This is a genomic window from Micrococcus sp. HSID17227 (assembly GCF_003989405.1).
Lineage (GTDB): Bacteria > Actinomycetota > Actinomycetes > Actinomycetales > Micrococcaceae > Micrococcus > Micrococcus luteus.
Genome location: NZ_RBLN01000411.1, coordinates 1 through 1276, shown reverse-complemented (window position 1 = coordinate 1276; position 1276 = coordinate 1). Strand labels below are relative to the sequence as shown.

The window sequence follows — 1276 nt, the reverse complement described above, 5'->3', positions numbered from 1 at the left end:
GTGCCGAGCCGGCCGGTGACGTCCGCGACCCCGAGGTAGGTGACCCGGTCCGCGTGGACGGCGCGCCAGGCGGGGACCTCGAGCTCGGCGGCGTAGTGGGCGAAGAGGCCGTCGGCCTCGGCATAGACGAGGGCGTGCGCGGGGTCGGTGCGCTCGCCGTGCATGCGGCGGTGCAGCACGGGCCAGCCCGCCAGGCGCAGGAACAGGGCGGCCTCCACGGACACGTCCACCACGCACACGTCCGGGTCCACCCGTTGCGCCGCCGCGTGGAGGGCGTCGAAGCGCGCCCGGATCTCGGGCCCCACCGGGGACCAGTGCAGGGGTGAGCGGGCCGGCTGCTGGTGGCCGGGCACGAGGTCCGAGGGCAGCGGGATGACGGGGACGTCCGCGGGCAGCAGTTCGGCCGCCCGGGGATGGGCGGTCACGACCGTCACGTCGAACGCCCCGGTCGACGCCAGGCCGGCGGCGTGCCGCAGGTGCCCCGCCCCGTGCTGGTGGGCGTAGTAGAGGACCCGCCTGCGGGCCGGAGCCATCAGAGGGACTCCAGGTCCGCCGCATCGGCGGACGGGCGCGGGACCCCCTGCGGGTCGAACCCATACGCGTCCTCGGCGGCGGCGAGGTCACGGGCGTCCTCGGCGGCCTGCTCGAGCAGGTCCACGTAGCCCTCCACCATGGTCTCCGCGCTGAACCGGCAGGCCCACGCGCGCACGCGTCCCCGGTCCTTGCGGCGGGCGTGACGGATCGAGACCGCGAGCTCCTGCGCCGTGTGGTGCACGGCCAGTGCGCCGGCCTGCGGGGCGACGATCTCCCCCATCGCGCCGCTGAGCAGCGCGGCCACCGGCACGCCGAGCGCCATGGCCTCGACCACGGCGAGCCCGAACGGCTCGGCCCACAGGGGGGTGGCCAGGAAGACCTCGCCCGTGGCCAGCATGTGCGGCAGCGCGTGATGGTCGAGGTGGCCGTGGTAGACGGTGTCCGGGCCGAGCCGCGGCACGACCTCGCGGGCGTGGTATTCCTCGTCCGAGATCGGCCCGGCGAAGTGCAGCTCCATGCCCGCGATCCGGGCGGCGTCGATCGCCACGTGCAGGCCCTTCTCCGCGCTCACCGGCCCGTCCGGGCGCGGCAAGTCCACGCTGCTGTACGTGCTGAGGCTTATGCTCACGCCCTCGGCGGGCGTGGTGCGCCTGGGCGACGTCGACGCCTCCGCCCTCCCGGACCGGCGCCGGGCGCGGCTGCGGGCCACGTCCGTGGGGTTCGTGTTCCAGGACGCCGAGCT

General features: G+C 75.8%; 1 protein-coding gene and 2 pseudogenes. 1 reads left to right on the top strand and 2 read right to left on the bottom strand.

The genetic code is table 11. The annotated features are described in order from the left end of the window. Positions 1-533, bottom strand: a pseudogene (locus D8M29_RS12305) (glycosyl transferase); the annotation flags it as partial. Then, positions 533-1051, bottom strand: coding sequence for a glycosyltransferase (locus D8M29_RS12300; RefSeq protein ID WP_238693419.1), 519 nt, complete (start codon positions 1049-1051; stop codon positions 533-535). The pseudogene D8M29_RS12305 and the gene D8M29_RS12300, both read right to left, overlap by 1 nt. Positions 1052-1094: 43 nt before the next feature. Here D8M29_RS12300 and D8M29_RS12295 point away from each other — a divergent pair. Then, a pseudogene (locus D8M29_RS12295) lies at positions 1095-1276 on the top strand (ATP-binding cassette domain-containing protein); the annotation flags it as partial.

Bases quoted from the DNA above. Each gene is read 5' to 3' on its own strand.
- D8M29_RS12300 (WP_238693419.1), bottom strand. From the start codon at position 1,051: ATGGAGCTGCACTTCGCCGGGCCGATCTCGGACGAGGAATACCACGCC.